Raw genomic sequence first — 20,481 nt, forward strand, 5'->3', positions numbered from 1 at the left:
GGTCTTGGGTGAAACGGAATAGGTCAGACACGGCCTTCGATGCGATTGCTCGTGCCGACGAGATCGGTGACGTTGGAAGCCGCATCGGACGAGTCAGCGGGTGCCGGGTTCGCTCGAATGCGATCGAGACAAATGTCGTGCCGGCCAATCTCGGCGATGAGTCCTGGGCGGTTCCGGAAGCCAGGCGAACGCCTTGTTCTCGTGGGCGCGACGTGCGCCCGGAGAATCCGAAGACGCGATTTCCGCTTCCGTGGCGCCCATGATGGACCGGAGCGAGAATTGAAGTCCTTCAATAGGTTAGATAGTGGCGTGTGCACGACGTGTGCACCGGGAGATCAAGAAAAATCTTGAGCAGGCCAGCGTGAGCAGGCGTCTTGAAGCAGGCGGATTGGTCGCGGAAAGTGCAACTTCTTTGCACTCACGCAGCTATCTGCGACCTATTCGATCAATGACGCGGCGTCGTGGGATGGGTCCAAAACGGTCTTTCGCAAAGTGAAGCTTGCCGGGTGCGCAGTGACGAGGAAGTCCTTGGCCGGGATCTGTGCTCTCAAACAAACGTCTCCGCCAGCGCCAGATAGAGGGCGAACAGAAAGCCGCCGACCGTGGGCAGTACGACCAGCGAGCCGCCTTCCGCGAGGGCGACGGGGATCATGGCGTGGGCGACCAGTGCGAGCACGGCGCCGCCGGCCACCGCCTGGGCGAAGATTGCTGCCAAAGCCTCGGTGTTGCCGATGAATGCCTTTCCGGCCGCGGCGGCGAGAATTCCGGCGACGAGGACGGTCGACCAAAGGCCGTAGATTGCGGCGTTACGATACCCGGCCCTGGTCAGCATGGAGGCGCTGGCGGCAGCTTCCGGAATGCCGCCGAGGAACATGCCGAGCATCAGGGTCAGCGACAAATTGCCGAAGCTCGTGAACTTGGCGCCGATGACCAGGCAGCCGGGGATGGTATCGAGGATGTTGCCAAGCACGATGGCCATGCCGGCGCCTTTGGCTGTCGTGGTCAGCAGTTCGCCGGCCTCATGGCGGTTGAGGTCCAGGCTGCCGCTGGCGACCTTGGCCCAGATCGTGGCATCAGTGCCGCCCTTGCTGAGATTGCTGATCGCACGCTGATGGCTGATCCGCGCGACGGCCCCGGCGAGACGAGGATCGCTGGCGACAAGCCGTTCGAAGTCGGCCTTGGCGATCACAAGCAGCTCGGTGTCCTCCGTGGCGCGTATGGTCGCAGTGCGCGGGCCGCCGCTGAGCAGCGCCATTTCTCCGAACGCGTGTCCCTCGCCGAGCACCGCGAGCGGCGCGCTGCCGGGATCCGCTGTCGCGCCGTTCAGAACCTCCACCTTGCCTTGCGCCACGATGTACAGCGCGTCGGCTTCGTCGCCGGCGCGGAACAGGATTTCTCCGTTCGCCAGCCTCTTTCCGCTGATGCTCTCCAGGATCGGCTCGATGTCCTCTGGCGGCAGATGCCGCATCAGGTCGCAGCTGGACAGAAGCCGGATGCGCTCGCTGGTGTCCGCATGCTTGCGCGCCAGCGCAAACTCACGGAACTGCGTCACGTAGCGAACGGCCGCGCCTCTCTTCTCCAGGAACAGCGAGGCGAAATAGTAGATGACCGCACCGGCCGCGAATCCCGTGCTGACGAAGGCCCACGCGGTTCGGGCACTGAAGCCTTGATGATGGAGCGATTGCGCGCCTTCATAGGCCAACTCGATCGCGAGCGCGGAGATCAGCGAGCCGGCGGCAAAGGCGAGCAGGCAGGCTAGGGGGCGCTTTGAAAAGGGAGCGTGAAGTCCGATCGCGGCGCCGATCAGGGAGGAGGACGTTGTCACCAAGCCCAACAAGGCGGCCATGGCGAGGTAGTAGGGCGACGTCATGAGGCTCCCAATACATCGCGATCGTTCGCCGCAACGTGCCTGCTGCAGCATGATGACGTGCGGGATGTAGGAAAGCGAGAGCGCCTGCGGCGTCGCCGCATAGGAAACTCATATAGACGCACTCAGCCGCAGCTCCGCGTTTCAGGCCGCCCGTTTCATCTGGGCAGAATCCTGCCGGTAGGCGGACATCACGAAGCCCTGACGGCATCTGACCCCGGCCTCGATTCGGAAGCCGAGCTGTTCGAGCTTCTTGCGGACCTTGAGTGCGAAGCCCGCCTCGTTCGACTTGATCAGCACCGCGATTGCAGCGGTCGTGCCGAGAGATGGTGCGATCTGGGACAGCGCCATCTCGAACTCACTGAACATGTCTTGCACGGTGATGAGGCCGACGGAAAAGGCCGGCTTACGCAAGAAGATGGAGGGCAGTCCAATTCGGGTGAAGCCGCGCTGGCGCAGCGCCTGATAGAGTTCGGCGCTACCACGGCCCGCGACGATCGCGCGATTGAGATTCGACAGATGGGTGAGCGAGATCATGGTCTCGACCACCTGGTCGCGATCGGTGAAGGGAGCGGGGTGGAGCACGAAGATACTCCTTACAGTAGGTGCGCGGGCGCACTGGAACGAGAATTTGCCCTGAATGGCGCGACCAATATCGTTCGCGGCCAGTATGATTTCGAGGGGACAGGCAGGCTTATCTCATAGGAACGGCATAGGATCGGGACGAGGTCGAGGTGCGTTCAACGTTCGTTGCGCATGTAGGCGCTTCGTGCCGTCACCGATCTCAGGTCGGGCTCCGCACTGCTGCCTGCACCAGGATGGTTGATCGTTGCCTCCGACAGGCGATGGATGCCGGCGTCGATCTGGTGATCCAAGGCATGAAGAATGACGTGCGCGACGGCGGCCGTCACCAGGATGAGAAGCCAAGAGCGCAAACCCATGAGACTTCCCCATCCCTGGTGGCGTTGCAAAGATCGGACAATTGGAGGGCTGGCCTGAACCGGAGCTTCGCTCAAAAAAGGAGCCCCGGACGTGCCGGGGCTCGAGTGGTTGGAGGCGTGCCGAGAGACTTCAGTATTTGGCGACGACAGGGGCATCCCAATGGAATTTGTAGTTGACGCCGACCAGCGCGGTCGAGGCACGCTGCTGGACGTTGATGACTTCACCCGCGCCGCCGCCAGCCAGTGTGAACGCCCGCGCGCTGTCGTCGAGGAACCACATGTAGTTATACTCGGCGAAGACCGACCAGTTCGGCGCGAACATCCATTCGGCGCCGATACCGATGGTCATGCCGGGCTGCATGAAGCTTGCGGACTCGATCAGCGCGCCGCCAGGCGCAAAGACCTGGTTGCGTTCCCGAATGAAGGCCGCACCGCCCTTGAGATAGCCGAGGAATTGCGGCGTCCAGAGATAGCCGATGCGGCCGGTAGCGGTGTAGATCTCTTTCAGGTTGTTCGCTTCGGAGAAGGCGGGGAAGTCGGTCAAGGCGTGGCTGCCCTTGATGTTGCCGAAATCGAAGCTGCCGCAACGCCGAACACCAGATTGCCGGTCTGGAAATCGCAACCGACCTGGCCGCCGCCGATCACGCCGCTGTCCTTCTCGCGGCCGTAGTCGTTCGGTGCAGCCACGCCGCTGACGTCGAGCACGCGGCCGTATTCAGCCGCGTCCAGCCGCCACCGACATTGGCGCCGAGGTAGCAGCCGGTCCAGTTGTAGAGCGGAGCGGCAGCCATTGGCCGCGCCTTCAACGGCAGATCGGCAGCGACTGCGGCGCTCGCCGCGCCGAGCCCGATCAGCACACTTGCGACAACAAGAGATTTCAATCGTCCGTACATTCGAGCCCCCTGCATGGCCATGAGGCCAATTCATCTTCGGAGGTGATGTTAGGGACAGCGCACGGTTTCCGCGATGCCGAAAGGGCTGCTTGAGCGCGCAGAGGTCGCTTTTTGCGCGCGCGTTGTACGCTCGCGACATCGCAAAATGCCGAAAAGAATTAAGGAAAAATAGCTTCCGGACTCGCGGAGTGGTTTCGGTAAATTGAGACGCCGGACATGGCCGCGCGATACGTCGAAGGTCGCCTGAGATTGTATCACTGTGATTGTGCCGGTGGTCCGGTGCGCAATCCCGTCAATCCCTGTCGCGCGTTCGCCAGGCGACGATGATGAAGATTGCGACAACGGCTGCGCCCGCAAGCATCCAGTACTGGGCGTCGATGCCAAAAACGCTAAATCTTTGAATGAGGAAGTCCACGGCACTCGCCCTTTTGTTGGGCAAGCTACGCGGTTCGGGAATGGAAATATATTATTTTTATACGATGGGTGTTCTGCGCGTCGTGCGCAGGCGGGCGGCGCAGGGTATGGGTCCGCCCTGGTCAGAGCGCGGATCGCGAGGCGCGCTCGATGACCAGTCCGTTGAGGAAATCTTCGAGCGCTATGCGTCCGGCCTCGTGTGCAGCCCGGTGCGAGCGAAACCCGGCTTCACGAAGCCTGATGCCCATCGGCCTGCGCTTGCGCCGGATCTCCCAGGACCAATCCTGACCTGCATCGCCGGACCAGGACACGACGACGTAAAAGGACCGTCTTGGCGAAGGGCGCAGCATCAGGTTACGCGAGCCATGGCCGGTTGCGCTTCCAGCCGATTCTGAAGCCGATAACCGACGCCGGACTCGGTGACCAGGAGACGCGGCTGGTTGGGATCGGCCTCGATCTTCTGGCGAAGCTTGCGCACGAGGATCCGAAGGTACTGGATGCTGTCGCGCTGATTGCCGTTCCAGATATCCTTCAGGAGCTGATCGTGGGTGACGACGAGGCCGACATGCATGGCGAGAACGTGCAGCAGTCGGTATTCCTTGCGGGTCAGGCGGACCAGATTGTTGTTCAGCGAGACCGTACGGGTCACGAGATCGACCGACAGCGGGCCTGCGACCACGACCGGATTTTCCGTCGCCGACTTGAAGTACCGCCGCAAGGCGGCCTCGCTTCGCGCCAGCAGTTCGGCCATGCCGAACGGCTTGACGACGTAATCGTCGGCGCCGGCCTGGAGCAGACGTACCTTCTCGTCCTCGCCGGCAGCGACGGAAAGGATGATGATCGGCACGTTGGACCACGCACGGATCCGCTCCAGCACCTCCGCGCCGTGAAGATCGGGTAGCGCCAGATCGAGAACGATGAGGTCAGGTGAACTGAAGGTCGCGAGCTTCAACGCCTCGGTGGCGTTTTCGGCCTCGAGCACGGCGAAGCTGTTGAGCTCGAAGCCGGCGCGGAGGAAGCGCCTGATCTTCGGTTCGTCGTCGATCAGGAGAACGATGTTTGCCGGCTTACTCATCTGTCAGCGCGATCGGTTCGGAGGTGGATGGCTCGAGCGTGGGCAGGGAGATCGATACCGTTGTTCCCTGTCCTTGGCCGCGGCTATGAACCGTGATCATGCCCTCAATGGCCTGGATGAAGGTCGAGGCGATCCAGAAGCCGAGGCCCGACCCCGGCACCGACGCCTGATGTCGCGCGCTTCGAAAGGACCGCTGGCCAAGCTTTTGCTGTTCATCGGCGGTGATACCGACGCCCTGATCGGACACGACGACGTGCACGCGACGGGGCTCGCAACGCACGTCCACGGTGATCGTCGAACCGGACGGCGAATATTTCGCGGCGTTCTCCAGGATCTGCCCGCAAGCCTCCTCCACCAGGCCCGAATCGACGTGGAGCAGCGGAAGATCATCTGCGAAATTTGCCTCTATCCGATGCGCCGAAAGCCGTCGCGCGCGGCGCGTGATGGCGCCGTGGACGATATCCCTCGGGTCCGCCCATTCGCGGCGCGGACTCAGTCCGCCCGCGGTGACGCGAGTCGCGCTGAGCAGGTTGCTGATATAGCCGTCGAGATGGCTCGCCTCGTCAGAGATCGCCTCGACCAGCGTTCTTATGCGCGCGTCCCCACGTATGGCCGGAATGGTCTCCAGCACGCTCGCCGAACCCTGGATCGCCGCGAGCGGCGTGCAAAGCTCGTGCGACAGTGTTCCATGGAAGGCGTCGCGTAGCATTTGCGCCTGCAGGCGTAATCGCGCGCTCTCCATCACCTTGCCGATGTCGAGGCGCTGCAGCGTCAGCGCGGTCTCGTCGAGGATTGATTGGATCCGTCGAGTCCGCCGTTCAATCGCTGGCTGGGAACCCAGACCGATATTGACCGCGATCACGCCGTGAATAGCGGAATCTGACGAGATCGCCCTGAGCAGCCAGATCTCGCCGCGCTGCTCGTCGACGATGGTCTGCAACCCTGGACCCGCTCCGGAATTCATCGCTGCCGCAGTTGCCTGCACTGAAAGTGGCGCGAAGCGGGACTCAGGCGGTTCGAAATGCCCGTCCGCAGTCGTCACGAACAAAGTTGCCGCGTGGCCGAAGGCGCCCTCGAAATGTTGACGGATGGCGGAAATCAAGTCCGCGACCGTAAAGCAGGAGGCGAGGCGACGCGAGAAGTCGTAGAGCGCATGCATCTCCTTCTCGCGCTGTCGCAACGTGTCCGTTTCCTTGCGCAGCCGCGAGGCCAGATTGCTGCTCACCAGCGCAACGATCAGGAACAGCAGGAGATCGACCGCCTCCTGCGGGTTGTCGACGCGAAAGCTGTCAAGAGGTTCGAAGAAGAAGAAATCCGCGGCTGCCGTGCCCGTGATCGATGCCGTCATTGCCGGCCAGACGCCCCATCGAGTCGCAGCATACATGACTGGAACGAGGTAGGCGATCGGAACCAGGCTTGACGCCAAGGTCGTGTTGAGTGCGAACAGCGCGGTGGTGACCAGTCCGATGCTCAGAACCGACAGCAACACCGGGATCGTGTTGCGCCACACGACGACACGCAGCGACGCGACCTCATCCAGGGCCGGTATCCCCGAGGATGGCAATTTGGAATCGGTCTGCCGCACGCTCGTCATCGAAAACATGCGGCCCAGAGGTGGATGAAGAATCAAAGTACGTACATGCCCTTGCCGACGGCGACATCGAAAGATCCGGCTCCGGCCGCGTCGGCCGCAACGGGATCAATGGTCAAACAAGACCCGATCGGACAATGTTCGGAAATTCGATTGCTATCGGCATGCGTCGACCAACGGCGCGCACCAGAACCCGTTCAATGTCGTGATGCAGACTCTTCGATGTCGTCAACTACCCGGCGAAGGAACGATGTTCCAGATCGACGTAGAAAATCTATGATGTTTGGAGTGGTCCAACATAAAAAAGAAATAGCCACAGTCTCCGTAATTCTACGGAATAAGTTCACTCCGGACTCCGCGTCAAGCGAAGTCGAGATCTGATTCCCTCAACGATTGTACCGGGCCTTAGGGCAACGCCGCGAACCGTGGCTGTGAGGCGCGTCTTATGCCTGCCGGACCAAGCTCGCATATTGCAGGGCGCGCTTCTCGCCGAGAAGCTCTGGCCTAGATGCGCGGTAGAGGCCGGCTTCGTCGGCCGAGCGAGTCTGAGGCAGCGCAAGGGCCGCGACCGCCGCGGCGCTGATCTGCTTGGGCGGATAGAGATAGAAGTCCATCAGCGGCATATGTGGCCCGTGCGCACTCTGTTTGAGGACGTCGCGCGCGGTCTCGCCGGCGACCGGATAGATCGCGTTCCATCCGGCGAAGCTGCTCGCCAGAATCTCCAGGGAGAGAATCGTGGTCGCGATCTGCACGAAGCCGTCATTGGCCTTCTTCGAGCTGCGGGTCGTCGAGGCGCGGCGCAGGATTCGGCGAAGCTCAGCGTGCCGTTCGATCAGCGGGCCCATGCGAAAGTGCCAAAGCATATTGGGCAACGAGGCGAAGCCGTGAACCTCGTGATACGATTCGATCAGGCTGCAACATTGCCGCGTCAGGTTCTTCGGCAGGAAGCCGAGGTCGAACGCGACACCGTCCGCTGTTGTGTTGTCGCTGGCGCGCGCTGCACAAGTCACGGCTTCCATGATCAAACCTCGCGAAGCAAATTTGCCTACGTGGCGAGCTTAGCGAGTCCAGGCATATATCTTCGATCGACAATCTGGCGCAGATACGTAGCAAAATAATAGCTGTGGTAAGCAAACGGCGCTTGGTTGCGAGTAAGTCGAGCACAGCGCGTCGCGCACTATGACGAAAATGACACAGCTCGAAGTGAACGTTTGCGCTGCATCATCGTTCTAACGGCAAAAGACCACTTTTTCGCTGACGAATTGAGCAAACGCGGTGAGCATCTGATGCTTACGAATGCAAATGATGCCCGCGAGACGCCTCGCGCTATTTTATTTTAACGAACGCGCGCTGGAAACCGCATCGCTTTTTTTTGCCTGCCTCACGAAAGATTGCACCTGAAGCTTAACCAAACCGAAAGAGCGCCTGGAAGGCGTCGGTCCAACAGCTTGGGGCAATATGATGAGAAACTATCTTTTGGCGGGCGTATCGCTGGTCGCGATGGGGATTGGTGGCGCTGCCAATGCAGCGGACACGCTTCCGCCCGTGGGGAAGACGTTCTGCGATCCCTACAAGAACTATGCGTGCATGGACTCCTATCTGGGGCAGGACTTCATGACCCGCTTCATCAACTACTATCGGCTCGAATGGGGTCATGAGGCCGCGCCGTCCGATCCGAAGGCGGCGGCGTCGCGCCGCGACGGATGGCCCGCGACACCGCAGAGCATTCCGCCGATGCCGTTCACCGAATGGCCCTATGGCGGTGCGACCGCAATCGGCGTCACGCGTCCGAACTCGGTCGACAGCCCGCTGATGAACGCGATGAGCAACACGGCCATCGGGCAGTGGATGAACGACGCGCACATCCAAGTCTATGGCTGGGTCAGCGCCGGCGGTAACCTCAGCAACAATACCGTCCGCGGCGGCAATTCGCCGGCAGCATACGACTACAATCCGAACACGGTTCAGCTCGATCAGGCCGTGGTCTATATCGAGCGACTGCCCGACACAGTCCAGAAGGACCACATCGACTGGGGCTTCCGGATCGCGCCGATCTATGGCGAGAACTATCGCTACACCACGGCTTACGGCTTGTGGAGCAATCAGCTCCTCCAGCAGAACAGGAACTACGGCTATGACATGCCGATGGCCTATGGCGAGGTCTTCATTCCCTATCTGGCCGACGGCCTTCTGCTGAGGTTCGGCCGCTACATCTCGATCCCGGACATCGAGGCGCAGCTCGCGCCGAACAACTACATGTATACGCATTCGATGACGTATACGTTCGACAACTATACGAACACCGGCATCAACGCCTCGCTCGCGCTGAACAAGAACTGGATGATCCAGGGAGGCTTCTCGGTCGGCACCGAAGCGATGCCCTGGCATGTCGGCGCCAAGATCGCCAATGCGAATCCAAATCCGCTGTTTCCGGACAGCACCATGCTGAAAGATCCCGGCGCGCAGCCGACCTTCAGTGCGGCCGTTCGCTATGTGACCGACAGCGGCAATGACGGCGTCTACGTGATCGCCAACGGCATCAACAACGGCACCTGGGGCTACAACAATCTCCAGTGGTACGGGCTGACCTATTATCACAAGTTCAACGATCAGTGGCACATCTCGTTCGAGACCTACAACGAGCACCAGAACAACGTGCTCAACCTCGACAATCCGGCCTCGGTCGCGCTCGTGGCCAGCGGTACACCGTTCTCGCTCGACGTCATGCCCTGGAACGCACCGTTCGGCGCGCATTGCGGCAACGCAACCCAGCTCTCGTGCACGGCGTCGGTCCAGACCTTCCTGACCTACGTGAACTACAGCCCGACGAAGATGGACAATATCTCCTATCGTCTCGAGTGGTTCGACGACAAGCAGGGACAGCGTACCGGCGTGAAGACGCGCTACGTCGAAACGGGGATCGGCTGGCAGCACTGGTTCTCGCCGCAGATCGAGATCCGGCCCGAAGTGTCGGTGTATCACGCGCTGGACGCGCCGGCGTTCAACGGTAACGCCAACTTCGGCATTCCCCCGAACAAGAAGACGGCCGTCATCGGTTCGGCGGACATCATCATCCACTTCTGATTCTGCGGACGGGTGGCGCCGCTAGCGCCACCCGCTTCGGAAGAGACATTCGACAGGGGCTAACAATGAAAACGATTCTTCTCACAACGGTTGCATTGGGCGCATTGACGGCGATGTCGCCGGCGTTTGGCGCCGATCTCCCGATCTACGGCAAGGCTCCGCCATTCGCGGCGCCGGCCTATGACTGGTCCGGCTTCTATGTCGGCGTCTTCGGCGGCTGGGGGCTCGGCAATCACAACGTGAACAACGCCACCGGCCCGGTTGGCTTCGCCAACTTCACGGCGAACTACGAATCGACGGGCGGCTTCGGCGGCGGCGAGATCGGCGCCAACTGGCAGAGCGGCAACATCGTCGTCGGCATCGAAGCAGACGGCTTTGGCGCTGACATCAAGGGCAACGACAATTTCGCGCTCGGCTGGAACGACGCGACAAAGCTGGGCTGGGGTGCCACGCTGCGGGGACGCGGCGGCATCGCGGTCGACCGCTTGTTGCTGTTCTTCACGGGCGGTTGGGCTTATGGCGAGCTGACGCACACCAACACCAATCCCGGCGTCGGGGTGGACACGTTCAAGGCCACACGGAGCGGCCTGACCGCCGGCGGTGGCATCGCCTATGCGTTCACCAACAATCTGATCGGAAAGTTCGAGTATCGCTATTTCGACTACGGCACGTTCCATCGCGATGCGCCGACCAACGGTGTGCTGCCGTACACGGTGGCGAACACCTATTCGACCGTGATGGTCGGGCTCGACTTCAAGTTCGGCGGCAACGCGGTGGTCGCGAAGTATTGACGCCAGGAGGCAGGGGGACTGCATGATCGGCTCGAGACGAAGACTGAAAGTTGCGGCGATGATCGCTCTCGTTGGGCTTGGCGCTTGCCTTGCCGGATGCGTGAGCGATCTCGGTGCCACTGCGACAGATGCGCCGGGTACTCACCAGATGCGCTACTACGGCGGGCCCAAATATCCGATGTGGCCGAGCCAATGAGATCGATCGGCACGGCGTGCCCTGTGAGCGGACAGGCCGTGCGGATCGTGATCTCCGTTGCCGCGAGTGTGATGTTGACGGGATGTGCTGTCAGTTCTGTGCAAGCGAACCATGCTACGCGCTGCCGACGCCATGACAGCCTGGGAGCATCACGGCGGATCGCCGACGGCATGTCCGGCAATCACGGTCCGATGCGGTACGACCGCGGGTCGAGATCGCCGATGTGGCGCGGCCGCGTTCAGAATTGAGCCCCGTTTGGGCGAGTAAGCCAAGGCCTCGCAGGAGGCACGGGAGTGCATGAGTCAATGCGCACGTTTGCATCATGAACGCCGGTTCGAGCCTTAGCCGGAAAAGAGTCGTTACGCTTGCGGCTGCGGCGATCGCGCTTGCCATTGCGACCGTTGGCGCGACGCAGATGCTCGCGTCACATGGCAAATCCATGGAGATGTCGAGCCAGGCCAAGGTAAGGCCGCCGCGCTATGTTCCGACCGCATCCGAGCTGGCCACGCTCTCGATCGCGCCGGTGACGGAGCGGGTGTTTCGTGCGGAGCACGTCACCGAGGGCAAGATCGCCGTCAACGAAGACAGCTCCACGCCGATTTTCTCGCCCTATGCGGGCCGTGTCGTGAAACTTCTGGTGAAGCCCAGCGATGTCGTCGAACGCGGGCAGCCGCTGTTCGTGGTCGAAGCCACCGACACCGTGCAGGGCCTGAACGATTTCGTGACGGCGCTCGGCAGCCTCAATACTGTGCGCTCCAAGCTCAACCTCGCGCAAATCGTCGAGAAGCGCGCCAACGACCTCTATGCCGGCAAAGCGGTACCTCTGAAGGACTGGCAGCAGGCGCAGGCCGATCTCATCACAGCGCAGAATGACATGCGCTCGGCGGAGACCGCGCTCGAGGCGGCGCATAATCGGCTGCGTATCCTGGGGCGGTCCGAGGAGCAGATCACCAAATTCCAGGAGACGCGTCAGATCAGCGCCGAGACGCCAATCACTTCGCCAATCGGCGGCACGGTCGTGCAGCGCAAGATCGGTCCCGGCCAGTTCATCAGCAGCAGCGCCAGCGATCCGGTGTTCGTGATCGGGGACCTCTCGACGGTCTGGCTCACGGCCTTCGTGCGCGAGAGCGAGGCTGCGGACATCGCCATCGGACAGGATATCGCCTTTACGGTGCTGGCGCTTCCCGGTCGCGAGTTCAAGGCGCGTGTCGATTACGTCGCCGCCGCGATCGATCCGTCGACGCGGCGTCTCATGGTCCGCGCCACCATCGACAACAGGGACGGATCGCTCAAACCGGAAATGTTCGCCAACGTTACCGTCTATGCCGGCGAAAACCGACCCTCGGTCGGCGTGCCGAAGCAGGCTCTAATCTTCGAGGGCGATCGTGTCCGGGTCTGGGTTTCGCGCGACGACGGTTCCGTCGAGCTGCGCGAAATCCAGATCGGGTTGACCAATGGCGACCTCGTTGAGGCGCGCGGCAACCTGAAGGCCGGCGAAAAGATCGTCACACGCGGAAGCCTGTTCATCGACCGTGCCGCTTCCGGCAGCTAACTTAAGGCAAGCCGGTTCACATGGAACGTCTCGTCGCCTTCGCAGTCAGTCGCCGCTTCCTCATGGTCGGCCTGTTCGCCGCCATGCTGGTCGGCGGCCTGATCGCGTTTCAGCAGCTCAACATCGAAGCGTATCCCGATCCGACGCCGCCGATGGTCGACATCGTGACGCAAAGTCCGGGGCTGTCGGCCGAGGAGATCGAGCGCTATATCACGATACCGCTGGAGACTCAGGTCGCCGGCATCAAGAACATGAAGGTGATCCGGACCATCTCGTTGTACGGCTTGTCCGACGTCAAGCTGCAGTTCTCCTTCGACTACACCTACGAGCAGGCCCTCCAGCAGGTCCTGAATCGCCTCTCGCAATTGCCGCCGCTGCCGAACAATGCGCAGCCGCAGATTTCGCCGCTGAGCCCGATCGGCGAGATCTATCGTTACCGGCTGGTGGGGCCGCCCAACTACTCCGTGCTCGATCTGAAGACGTTGCAGGATTGGGTCCTGCAACGGCGCTTCCGCACTGTCCCGGGCGTAATCGATGTAACTGGCTGGGGCGGCAAGACCAAAACCTACGAGGTTGAGGCTGATTTCAACAAGCTCGTGGCGAGCGGCTTGACGCTCCCGCAACTTCAACAGGCCATCAACAACGCCAACGTCAACGTTGGCGGCAACACCGTCAATATCGGCCCGCAATCAGCCGTTGTTCGCGGCGTCGGCCTGATCCGTTCGATCCACGCGCTCGAAAATACGATGGTGGCCTCCAACGGCGGCACGCCGGTGCTGGTCCGCGACGTCGCGACCGTCACCGTCGGCGAGCAACCGCGGCTCGGCATCGCCGGCCAGGATCAGGACGACGACATCGTTCAAGGCATTGTCCTGATGCGCCGCGGAGAGCAGAGCTCGCCGACCATTTCGCGCGTCGAAGAGCTCGTCGCCAGCATCAACAATTCGTCGATCCTGCCCCCTGGCGTGCGCATTGAGCGCATCTATGACCGCAAGGACCTGATCCAGACCACGACCCACACCGTGCTGGAGAACATGGTGGTCGGAATCGGCTTGATCGTGCTGTTGCAGTGGATCTTCCTCGGGGACCTGCGCAGCGCGATGATCGTCGGCGCAACGATTCCGTTTGCATTGTTTTTCGCAGTCACCATCCTCGTGCTGCGAGGCGAATCCGCCAATTTGCTGTCGGTGGGCGCTATCGATTTCGGGCTGATCGTGGATGCGACCGTGATCATGGTGGAGGCGATCTTCCGGCGCCTGTCGCATACCGAGCGGCTGACGCCAGGCGAGCGGGCGACGATTTCGTCACGCACTGTCATGGATATGAAGCATCATGCCATCCTGACGGCTGGCTCCGACGTGTCGCGCTCGATCTTCTTTGCCGCAGCCATCATCATCGCGGCCTTTTTGCCGCTGTTCACCTTGAGCGGCGTCGAAGGCAATATTTTTGGTCCGATGGCGCGGACTTATGCCTATGCCCTTGCAGGCGGCCTGCTTGCGACCTTCACGGTCACGCCGGCGCTGAGCGCCATCATCCTTCCGGCCCATGTCGAGGAGACCGAGACGTTTCTGATGCGCTGGGTGCATCGGCTCTATATGCCGGTGCTGGCGCGATCGCTCGCGCATCGCCGCGTCGTGCTGGCGGGCGGCGCCGTCCTGGTCCTGATCACGGTCGTCGCCGTACGATTGCTCGGGCTCGAGTTTCTGCCCAAGCTGGAGGAGGGCAATCTCTGGATCCGCGCAACCTTGCCGCCGACCATCTCGCTCCAGGAGGGTAACTCCTACGTCAACCAGATGCGCAAGGTGATCGCTGCCCGGCCAGAGGTCGAGTCGGTGGTATCGCAACATGGCCGGCCGGACGACGGTACCGACGCCGCCGGCTTCTTCAACGCAGAATTCTTTGCGCCGCTCAAGCCCGCCAAGGAATGGCCTGAGGGCGAGGACAAGGACGGGCTGACTGCCACGCTGCTGGGGCAGCTTCAGGAAAAGTTTCCGGGCGTCGAGTTCAACTTCTCGCAATATCTCCAGGACAACGTCTCGGAGGCCGTGTCGGGCGTGAAGGGCGAAAACTCGATCAAGCTTTATGGCAGTGACCTCCAGGCGTTGACGGACACCGCAAACAAGATCAAGGCGCAGCTCGCGACCGTTCAGGGGATCACCGACCTTGCGGTCTTCACCTCGCTCGGCCAACCGACCATCCAGATCGATGTCGACCGTGCCCGCGCCGCGCGGTACGGGCTGTCGCCGGGCGATATCAATGCGACGATCAAGACCGCGATCGGTGGCGACAGCGCCGGGGACCTCTACGAGCCGGGCTCCGACCGGCATTTCCCGATCATCGTCCGCCTTGCACCACAGTTCCGGAAGAGCGCCGAGGCAATCCAGAATTTGCGAATTGGGGCGCAGGGGCCGAACGGCGTCACGCAGGTGCCGCTGAGCGAAGTCGCGACAGTCAAGGTCCTTTCCGGCGCCGCCTATATCTATCGTGAGCAGCAGGAACGCTATCTGCCGATCAAATTCTCGGTGCGCGAGCGCGATCTCGGCAGCGCCATCCAGGAGGCGCAGGAGAAGGTCGCGGCCAACGTGCAATTGCCGGCGGGCTCGCATCTCGAATGGGTCGGCGAATTCGGCAATCTACAGGATGCGATCCGGYGGCTGTCGATCGTGGTGCCGATCAGCCTCGCGCTGATCGCCATGCTGATCTGGTTCAATTTCGGCTCGATCATCGACACCGTCCTGACCATGAGCGTGATCCCGATGGCTGTGCTCGGCGGCATCCTGGGCCTGCTCGTGACCGGCATTCCCTTCAGCGTCTCGGCGGCAATCGGCTTCATCGCACTGTTCGGCATCTCGGTGATGGACGGAATCATCATCCTGTCCCAGTACAACGCGCTGATCGACGAGGGTATGGAGCGCGGTGCCGCCATCCTGCGCACTGGCGAGCTTCAGCTTCGTCCGGTGTTGATGACCTGCGTGGTCGCAGGCATTGGGCTCTTGCCCGCGGCGCTCTCCAGCGGCATCGGCTCGCAGGTGCAGAAGCCGCTTGCGGTCGTGGTCGTCGCCGGAATGATGCTGGCGCCGATCGTCATTCTGGTCACGCTGCCAGCGCTGATCTCGATGTTCTCGCGGCGGACCCGGCCGGGCCTGGCGGCGCAGCCTCAGTTGGCGCCGGCAGAATGAGGTGGGCTGTGCGTAACAAGAGCGTCAGGGGGGCTGTGCGAGCGTCCGGCCGGACAATGGTACGTTTCCTTGCCGGGGCGGCGATGATGGTTTGCGAGCCATCGCGCGCGGAAACGCTGTCCGAGGCGTTGGTCCGGGCCTATCAGTCGAGCCCGCAGCTCAACGCCGATCGTGCCCGGCAGCGCGGCACGGACGAGAACGTGCCGCAGGCGCTCGCCGGCTACCGGCCGCAGGTGGTCGCGAGCCTCAGCGCGGGTTTGCAGGCGGTCAGGAATACGCTGCCCGACAACACGATCCAGGGCGCGACGCTGCGTCCGTGGACGATTGGCGTGACCGTCAGCCAGGTTCTGTTCAACGGCTTCAAGACCGCCAACAGCGTGCGCGTCGCCGAGTATCAGGTTCTGTCGGGGCGCGAAGCGTTGCGCAACACCGGGCAGGGCGTGCTGCTCGACGCCGTCACGGCCTATATGAACGTATTGGCCAATCAGGCGCTGGTCGAGGCGCAGCGCACCAACGTCGCTGTGCTGCGCGAGATCCAGGCGACGACGAAGAAGCGTCTCGATGCGGGCGATGTGACGCCGACCGATACGGCCCAGGCCGAGGCGCGCCTCAGTCGGGGCCTTGCCGATCTCAATGCCGCTGAGGTGACGCTTGCTATCAGCAAGGCGACCTACGTCCAGGTGATCGGCGGGCCGCCCGGTCAGTTGACGCCGGCCACGCCAGTCGATCGGTTATCGCCGGTGACGATGCCGGCATCGATCGAGACCGCCAATCACGAGCATCCTGCGGTGCTCGGTGCGGGATACGATGTGGATGTCGCGCAGACCACGATCAAGGTCGCAGAAGGCAGTCTGCTCCCGACGGTTGCCGTACAGGCGAACGCCAGCCGCTCCAAGGATTCGGATTCGACGCTGAGCACGTTTGCGACCAATCAGGCCTCGATCCTCGGCCAGATCAACGTGCCGATCTATGACGGCGGCACCGCCGCCTCGCAGACGCGCCAGGCCAAGGAACTCGCCTCGCAAAGCCGTCTGGTGCTTGAGCAGGTCAGGAGCCAGTCCCGGACGGCGGTTGTCGGCGCGTGGGTGTCCAATGAGGGCACCAAGGTCGCACTGACAGCGGCCGAGTCGGAGGCGAAGGCGGCAGACGTCGCATTGCAGGGGGTGCGCCGCGAGGCAGCCGGTGGCCAGCGCACCACGATAGACGTGCTCAACGCTCAGCAGGATCTCACCGCGGCCCGTTCGCGTCAGATCCAGGCGCAGCGCGACCGGGTGATCGCATCCTACACGCTGCTCAGCGCCGTCGGCCGGCTGGATGTCCGCACGCTCAATCTCGATACGCCGGATTATCTGCCGGAGGCCCACTATCACCAGGTGCGCGACGCTTGGCACGGCGTCCGCACACCATCCGGACAATAGGCGTTGGCGCCGCAGGAGGAATGAGCATGGTCGGCGGAAGGCGCGCACTCCCGGCTCTCGTTGTTGCCGTCGCGGCCGTGTTGGCCTCCACTTTCATGGCCAACGCACAGGGTTTTGGCCGAGGCCGCGGCAACTCAGGTCCGCCCGTCGAAAGCCGGCCAAAGGTCGACGAGAAGGCTTACAAGGCCGCGCTGGACAGGATTCCGGTCCCTGACGAGAAGTACGATCCCTGGGGTGGCGCTCGCGCCACGGATACAAAGGCGTCCAAGAAGAACTAGCGCACCGCCGGCCGACGACCGTTCGCCAGCATTGCGACGACCGTCATGGCCGCTAAACGTCTGCCGTTGCTCGCGACGGCAACTGATGAACTCCGGCTCTCGGGCAGTCGTGCCCACTATGCGGCGCCTATATGAGCGGACGCCGGGCTATCTCGATTTCCTATCCGATCACCCACATCATGCTTCCATGCGATATCCGTTCGTGGAGGCCAGGATGGCTAGGTGGCGATCACCATCGCAGCCGGTCTGCCTTCGAGGATCGAACCGATTCATTCCGGATTGACCGCGATCTCACTCCCAAGAGTGCGAACCAAGAGTGCGAACGCGGGTATCGGCGGTGTCTCGCTTCGGGGGCAATATGGCAAGGGAATCGTTCGCTAGGCTGATGCTCCTCACTTATCGCGCCCTTGAGGTGCTGATGACGTTCCTGTTTCCGGCCTGGTACGGACCGTCCGCCAGATACCGGCCGGAAAATCATTACATGCGCGGCCCAGGGCCGAAATGGCGTGCGAAATATCTGGCCGAGCCTGTCTCTCCCCCCACGCGGTCGATCACCTCTTCGCGTCCTCGACAGGAATGATCGCGCGCTCATGGCTGACCCGCGGCGCTGCCTCAGCCAATCGGAAAATCAAATACCTGAAACTCCGGGCGGCGGGCGCGCTTCGCGCGACGTTGAATATGCCTTTGATGCGGCTCACATGTGGATGGAGTTGTTGTATGCTCAGTTAGCTGTCAGCGCCGCAAGCGCACGCTGACGGGCTTTCTTTTCGGCCGACGTGTGTCGCCTGCCAGGCGGGAGTTCAAGTGGTGACGGATGTTGAATCGAAGCTGCCGCAGGACATCGCGCCGGCGCCTGATGCCGAGCCCCTTCTGGGTCCGGTAGCATCGGAAGTGGCGCGCTACCTTGTTTCGATCGCCATGACCGCCGCCGCAACGGTCATCGCTGTCGGTATTGACAGCAGCGTCACGATCCCCAACCTGTCGCTTATCTTCGTACTTCCAGTGATCATCGCAGGTGTGAGTCTCGGCCTCGGTCCGTCACTCTGTTCGGCGATATCAGGTGCTCTGGCATTCAATTTCTTCCTGACCGAGCCACGCTACTCATTAGCGGTCGATGACCCCGCGAACATCTGGGCGATTGGGCTGCTGTTCGTGGTCGGGGTGATCGTGAGTGCAGTTGCCTTCACCTCCCGGCAGAGGGCGACCGAAGCGAAGCTGTCGAGAAGGCGCGCGACCTTGCTGCAAGGCTATTGCCGTGATGTCGTCGCGGCCGACAATACGAAGACGATCGTCTCGGTTACGGCCCGGGCACTGGCAACGCTTTTCCAGGTTCCCGTCATCGTGATGCTCGTTAGGGAGGGCAGGGTGGTTTCCCTCGAGCAAGTCGGAGACGTGGAGCCGCAGGAGGCCGAGTTGGAGGCGGCACGATCGTCCCTGGCGACTGGAACTGTCATACGCAGTGGCATCTACCCCAATCTGGCCTCCCGCTTTGATTTCTGGCCCGTGGAAACGGACGAAGGCCGGAATGCCGTGGTTGGAATCGCATTCGACCCTGATGAACGCCCTTCGTCACCGGATGCGCAGATCGACGTCGTCGTGCGCATCTTAGCCTTGGTGCTTGACCGTCAACATGCGCGGGTCAAACGCGATGCCCGACCGTCAGATTGAATCCGAACCATCCCGCGCTCCAAGCCTGCAACAAAATGAAGGCAGGCGATTTAAGGTGACGGGGTGGTGCACACCGCTCGACAGGTTTGGAGGAAGCTCGTTGTGAGCGTCGTAGCAGCCCATTTGTATCGTCATGGCAAGAAGGCAAAAGCCGTCTCATTGGACGAGCCTATCGATTGCAAGGGAAAATCCGAGTTTGTCTGGATCGGGTTATTCGAGCCTCCGGAACGAGAGCTTGAACAGCTCGAGAAGAACTATGGGCTTCATCCTCTTGCGATTGAAGATGCGCTGAAAGCGAACCAATTGCCGAAGGTCGACGTTTATGGCGACCAGCTGTTCGTGATGACGCGCACAGCCCATCTCGAGCACGACCGCATCGCCTATGGTGAAACCGCAATTTTCGTCGGGAAGAATTTCATCATCACGGTTCGGCATGGCTCGGCGCGCGCGCATAGCAATCTCCGCGCCCAGCTCGAAGCAGCCCCCAGCCTGCTGGGCTATGGCCCCGACTACGTTCTCCATGCCATCCTCGACTTTATCGTCGACGGCTATCTTCCGGTGGTCGAGACGATCGAGGAACGCGTTCTCACCATGGAGCAAAGCGCGCTCGACAGCTTTCTTAGCCGCGCGGACGTCAAGCGGCTCTTCGGGCTTCGCCAAGAACTGATCCGCTTCCAGCGAATTATCGGCCCGATGACGGAGGTCTGTGGCCGGCTCGTGCACCTCGAGACGCCGTGTCTTGACGCCAACGCTCGTCCTTATTTCCAGGACGTCCTGGACCATGTGCGGCGCGTCGAAGCGATGGTGAACTCCCTGCGAGACGTTCTGACTTCGGTTTTCGAGGTGAGCAATCTGTTGGAGCAGCAGCGTCAGGGCGTGATCACGCGGCAGTTGGCTGCCTGGGCCGCCATACTGGCCGTACCGACCGCGATTGCCGGAATTTACGGCATGAACTTTGAAAACGTGCCCGAGCTGAAGACGCAATACGGCTACTTTGTCGTCGTTGGCATTATCGTCGTATTGTGCGGTGTGCTTTACCTGCGTTTCAAGCGCGCTCGATGGCTCTGACGCTAGTGGCCCGTCGCATTTGCCGAGTTGGGCCATTTCATAGATCGCACCGCGGCAAAGCTCAGTTGTGGAAATTCGGAGAGCTCGCGACTCGTAGACATCTGCCACCAACACAAGATCGCCGTGAGTGCTGCGTACCACCTCTTCCCACTTGTGATCTCCCGCAAAACGTGCCGGCCAAATGTCGACCCGGTTTGCGCGAATTCGCCTTCAATGTGACCCGCGTAAAGGGCGAGCGTTGCGCGAGTGACGTGTACATGGGGTTTTCGTGTGCGTGGTGAGAATCCGAAGGCCAGATTTTCGCTTCCAATTCGGACATAGATGAGCCTAGAAGGAGCGATCTGCGAAAGCCTCGTCGTACCAAATTTCTCAGTCGATCCAGTCACATACGGGGTCGATCCTAGATAAAATAGTTCAATAAAATGAATGACTTGCGTTGGAAATTTTCTACGGCACCCATGATGGA

At 61.7% G+C, this 20,481-nt stretch carries 17 protein-coding genes; 8 read left to right on the forward strand and 9 right to left on the reverse strand.

Translation table 11 applies throughout. From position 1 onward, the window contains the following. Positions 1-547 precede the first annotated feature (547 nt). The 9 genes from AC1DW2_RS25390 to AC1DW2_RS25430 all read right to left on the reverse strand — a co-directional run bounded on the left by AC1DW2_RS25390 (position 548) and on the right by AC1DW2_RS25430 (position 7,800). Positions 548-1,870 carry a cyclic nucleotide-binding domain-containing protein gene (locus AC1DW2_RS25390; protein ID WP_477007401.1) on the reverse strand — a complete coding sequence of 441 codons (1,323 nt, stop codon included), beginning with the start codon at positions 1,868-1,870 and terminating at the stop codon, positions 548-550. A 141-nt stretch (positions 1,871-2,011) separates the two neighbouring features. Next, positions 2,012-2,452, reverse strand: a complete 441-nt coding sequence (locus AC1DW2_RS25395) for a hypothetical protein (protein WP_081369286.1) — start codon at positions 2,450-2,452, stop codon at positions 2,012-2,014. A 155-nt stretch (positions 2,453-2,607) separates the two neighbouring features. Further along, positions 2,608-2,808: a hypothetical protein gene (locus AC1DW2_RS25400; protein WP_477007402.1), complete on the reverse strand. Its 201-nt coding sequence runs from the start codon at positions 2,806-2,808 to the stop codon at positions 2,608-2,610. Positions 2,809-2,938: 130 nt separating this feature from the next. Beyond that, positions 2,939-3,352 (reverse strand): outer membrane protein, encoded by a 414-nt coding sequence (locus AC1DW2_RS25405; RefSeq protein WP_477007403.1) that lies wholly within the window; start codon positions 3,350-3,352, stop codon positions 2,939-2,941. Continuing rightward, positions 3,349-3,513 (reverse strand): hypothetical protein, encoded by a 165-nt coding sequence (locus AC1DW2_RS25410; protein WP_477007404.1) that lies wholly within the window; start codon positions 3,511-3,513, stop codon positions 3,349-3,351. The genes AC1DW2_RS25405 and AC1DW2_RS25410 overlap by 4 nt, the downstream gene beginning before the upstream one ends. Before the next feature lie 480 nt (positions 3,514-3,993). Then, positions 3,994-4,116: a hypothetical protein gene (locus tag AC1DW2_RS25415; protein WP_477007405.1), complete on the reverse strand. Its 123-nt coding sequence runs from the start codon at positions 4,114-4,116 to the stop codon at positions 3,994-3,996. A 348-nt stretch (positions 4,117-4,464) separates the two neighbouring features. Next, positions 4,465-5,190, reverse strand: coding sequence for a response regulator (locus AC1DW2_RS25420; RefSeq protein ID WP_477007406.1), 726 nt, complete (start codon positions 5,188-5,190; stop codon positions 4,465-4,467). Then, positions 5,183-6,775, reverse strand: coding sequence for a DUF4118 domain-containing protein (locus AC1DW2_RS25425; protein WP_477007407.1), 1,593 nt, complete (start codon positions 6,773-6,775; stop codon positions 5,183-5,185). Before AC1DW2_RS25425 ends, AC1DW2_RS25420 begins: the two co-directional genes overlap by 8 nt. A 449-nt stretch (positions 6,776-7,224) precedes the next feature. After that, positions 7,225-7,800 (reverse strand): hypothetical protein, encoded by a 576-nt coding sequence (locus tag AC1DW2_RS25430; protein WP_477007408.1) that lies wholly within the window; start codon positions 7,798-7,800, stop codon positions 7,225-7,227. 442 nt (positions 7,801-8,242) lie between these two features. On the opposite strand from AC1DW2_RS25430, the gene AC1DW2_RS25435 reads away from it, so the two are divergent. The 8 genes from AC1DW2_RS25435 (at position 8,243) to AC1DW2_RS25470 (ending at position 20,015) form a co-directional block, all read left to right on the forward strand. Beyond that, positions 8,243-9,865: an outer membrane beta-barrel protein gene (locus AC1DW2_RS25435; RefSeq protein ID WP_477007409.1), complete on the forward strand. Its 1,623-nt coding sequence runs from the start codon at positions 8,243-8,245 to the stop codon at positions 9,863-9,865. Between the two features lie 65 nt (positions 9,866-9,930). Then, complete coding sequence (locus AC1DW2_RS25440; RefSeq protein WP_477007410.1) at positions 9,931-10,656, forward strand: outer membrane protein; 726 nt, start codon at positions 9,931-9,933, stop codon at positions 10,654-10,656. A gap of 518 nt (positions 10,657-11,174) precedes the next feature. Beyond that, entirely contained in the window at positions 11,175-12,404 is a 1,230-nt protein-coding gene (locus AC1DW2_RS25445; RefSeq protein WP_477007411.1) for an efflux RND transporter periplasmic adaptor subunit, read from the forward strand. A 20-nt stretch (positions 12,405-12,424) separates the two neighbouring features. Then, positions 12,425-15,583 carry an efflux RND transporter permease subunit gene (locus AC1DW2_RS25450; RefSeq protein WP_477007412.1) on the forward strand — a complete coding sequence of 1,053 codons (3,159 nt, stop codon included), beginning with the start codon at positions 12,425-12,427 and terminating at the stop codon, positions 15,581-15,583. A 56-nt stretch (positions 15,584-15,639) separates the two neighbouring features. Continuing rightward, positions 15,640-17,001: a TolC family outer membrane protein gene (locus tag AC1DW2_RS25455; protein WP_477007413.1), complete on the forward strand. Its 1,362-nt coding sequence runs from the start codon at positions 15,640-15,642 to the stop codon at positions 16,999-17,001. Positions 17,002-17,027: 26 nt separating this feature from the next. Then, positions 17,028-17,279 carry a hypothetical protein gene (locus AC1DW2_RS25460; protein WP_477007414.1) on the forward strand — a complete coding sequence of 84 codons (252 nt, stop codon included), beginning with the start codon at positions 17,028-17,030 and terminating at the stop codon, positions 17,277-17,279. An 807-nt stretch (positions 17,280-18,086) separates the two neighbouring features. Beyond that, complete coding sequence (locus AC1DW2_RS25465; RefSeq protein WP_477007415.1) at positions 18,087-18,947, forward strand: DUF4118 domain-containing protein; 861 nt, start codon at positions 18,087-18,089, stop codon at positions 18,945-18,947. A 102-nt stretch (positions 18,948-19,049) separates the two neighbouring features. Further along, positions 19,050-20,015 carry a magnesium and cobalt transport protein CorA gene (locus tag AC1DW2_RS25470; protein WP_477007416.1) on the forward strand — a complete coding sequence of 322 codons (966 nt, stop codon included), beginning with the start codon at positions 19,050-19,052 and terminating at the stop codon, positions 20,013-20,015. Positions 20,016-20,481 lie beyond the last annotated feature (466 nt).

The sequence above is a fragment of the Bradyrhizobium sp. P3_C3 genome (assembly GCF_056402655.1).

Excerpts from the sequence above, each read along its gene's own strand:
- AC1DW2_RS25390 (WP_477007401.1), bottom strand. The coding sequence starts at position 1,870 with ATGACGTCGCCCTACTACCTCGCCATGGCCGCCTTGTTGGGCTTGGTG.
- AC1DW2_RS25400 (WP_477007402.1), bottom strand. The coding sequence starts at position 2,808 with ATGGGTTTGCGCTCTTGGCTTCTCATCCTGGTGACGGCCGCCGTCGCG.
- AC1DW2_RS25420 (WP_477007406.1), bottom strand. The coding sequence starts at position 5,190 with ATGAGTAAGCCGGCAAACATCGTTCTCCTGATCGACGACGAACCGAAG.
- AC1DW2_RS25430 (WP_477007408.1), bottom strand. The coding sequence starts at position 7,800 with ATGGAAGCCGTGACTTGTGCAGCGCGCGCCAGCGACAACACAACAGCG.
- AC1DW2_RS25435 (WP_477007409.1), top strand. The coding sequence starts at position 8,243 with ATGAGAAACTATCTTTTGGCGGGCGTATCGCTGGTCGCGATGGGGATT.
- AC1DW2_RS25440 (WP_477007410.1), top strand. The coding sequence starts at position 9,931 with ATGAAAACGATTCTTCTCACAACGGTTGCATTGGGCGCATTGACGGCG.
- AC1DW2_RS25445 (WP_477007411.1), top strand. The coding sequence starts at position 11,175 with ATGAACGCCGGTTCGAGCCTTAGCCGGAAAAGAGTCGTTACGCTTGCG.
- AC1DW2_RS25455 (WP_477007413.1), top strand. The coding sequence starts at position 15,640 with ATGGTACGTTTCCTTGCCGGGGCGGCGATGATGGTTTGCGAGCCATCG.
- AC1DW2_RS25460 (WP_477007414.1), top strand. The coding sequence starts at position 17,028 with ATGGTCGGCGGAAGGCGCGCACTCCCGGCTCTCGTTGTTGCCGTCGCG.